The 1,721-nt window shown below is 65.1% G+C and carries 3 protein-coding genes and 1 pseudogene; all 4 read right to left on the bottom strand.

What is annotated here, in order from left to right; translation table 11 throughout:
* Positions 1–103 (bottom strand): annotated as a pseudogene (locus tag H7J73_RS00005) (NADH-quinone oxidoreductase subunit NuoK); the annotation flags it as partial.
* Positions 100–813, bottom strand: coding sequence for an NADH-quinone oxidoreductase subunit J (locus H7J73_RS00010; RefSeq protein ID WP_264065162.1), 714 nt, complete (start codon positions 811–813; stop codon positions 100–102). The gene H7J73_RS00010 and the pseudogene H7J73_RS00005, both read right to left, overlap by 4 nt.
* On the bottom strand, positions 810–1,364 hold the full coding sequence (nuoI, locus tag H7J73_RS00015) for an NADH-quinone oxidoreductase subunit NuoI (protein ID WP_264065163.1): 555 nt from the start codon (positions 1,362–1,364) through the stop codon (positions 810–812). Before nuoI ends, H7J73_RS00010 begins: the two co-directional genes overlap by 4 nt.
* A partial coding sequence (locus H7J73_RS33645; RefSeq protein ID WP_308207377.1) for an NADH-quinone oxidoreductase subunit H occupies positions 1,357–1,721 on the bottom strand: 365 nt, incomplete at its 5' end. The genes nuoI and H7J73_RS33645, both read right to left, overlap by 8 nt.

The raw sequence follows: 1,721 nt of genomic DNA on the forward strand, positions 1-1,721 counted from the left end.
CCACGCACATGAACATCACGATCGCGTTGTGCCGCAACAACACTCCAGCCGCACCAATCGTGAACAACAACACCGACAAATACAGATAACTCACCGGGTTCATCGCTCATCCCCGTCGTTCGGGCGGCGCACCAGAACGCTGCTGACCGAGATGTCCGCATCCGAGCCGTCGGGCAGTCGGGCAGGGACGTCGACCGCGTTGTGCCGGGCGTAGACACCGGAGCTGGACCACGTCGTCGGGTGGGCGCCCCCGGTGCGGAAGCGTTCTTCGGCCTGTTCGCGCTGGGATTTACGCCGCTCGATCCGCTCCCGGTGGGCCAGGACCATCGCGCTGAGCGCCGCGGTGATCAGCAGTGCACTGGTCAACTCGAACGCCCACAGGTACTTCGTGAAGATCAGCACGGCCAGGCCTTGGACGTTACCGCCGGAATTCGCTTCGGTCAGGCCGACGAAGCCGCCGGCACCCAGGGTTCCGACGCCGGCGATCAGCAGGATCCCGAAAGCGAGGCCGGCCAAAAGCGCCGCAACCCGTTGTCCACGAATGGCTTCCACCAGAGACTCCGACGAGTCCACGCCGACCAGCATCAGGACGAACAGGAACAGCATCATCACCGCGCCGGTGTAGACCACCACCTGCACCACCCCGAGGAACAGGGCATCCTGTGCGACGTAGAGCGCCGCCAGGCTGATCATCGTCATGGCGAGGAACAACGCCGAGTACACCGCCCTGCGCGCGGCCACCACACCGATCGCGCCGGCCACGGCGATCGCGGCCAGCACCCAGAACGCGACCGCTTCGGTGGTGGAGGTCACTGCAGAGCCTCCTTGGCCTGTCGCTCCAGCAGTCCGCCGGGTCCGATGATGTTGCCGCGGTAGTAGTCCTCGTCGGTGCTCCCCGCCGCCATGGCGTGCGGCGGGGCCTGCGCGCCGGATGGCAGAGGAGCCAAGAGCTTGTCCTTGCCGTAGATCAGGTCCGACCGGTTGTCATCGGCCATCTCGTAATAGTTGGTCATGGTCAGCGCCCGGGTGGGGCAGGCCTCGATACACAGCCCGCAGCCGATACAGCGCAGATAGTTGATCTGATAGACCCGACCGTAGCGCTCACCGGGCGAAAAGCGTTCCCCCTCAGTGTTATCGGCACCCTCCACGTAGATGGCGTCCGCCGGACAGGCCCAGGCGCACAGCTCACAGCCGATGCACTTCTCCAACCCGTCCGCATACCGGTTGAGCTGATGCCGGCCGTGATACCGAGGCGCGGTCGGAATTTTGACGTCGGGGTACTGCTCGGTCATCGGCTTTTTGAACATCGTCGAGAACGTCACGCCGAAGCCGGCCACCGCGTCGAGCAACTTGAATCTAGACATCGGCTTTCACCTGGGCCTTTTCCTTGTGCATCATCGGCTGCCCGGGCAGCGGCGGGATCGGGAAGGCGTTCACGTCCGGTGGCGGTGGCGGCGGGACCGCTTGGCGGACCCGCCTGCGGCGACGCGCATTCCATAGCATCGCCACCCCGATGACGGCCACCAGGAACCCGATGTTGATCACGGCGGTCACCCATGCTGCGGACCCGTGGGAGCGCAGCGTGTGCGTGATCGCGACGATCATGATCCACGCCAGCGACAGCGGGATGAGCATCTTCCAGCCGATCGCCATGAACTGGTCGTACCGCAGCCGGGGCAGCGTGGCGCGCAACCAGATGAACGCGAACAGGAACACCCAGA

The sequence above is a fragment of the Mycolicibacterium komossense genome (genome assembly GCF_025822605.1).
Lineage (GTDB): Bacteria > Actinomycetota > Actinomycetes > Mycobacteriales > Mycobacteriaceae > Mycobacterium > Mycobacterium komossense.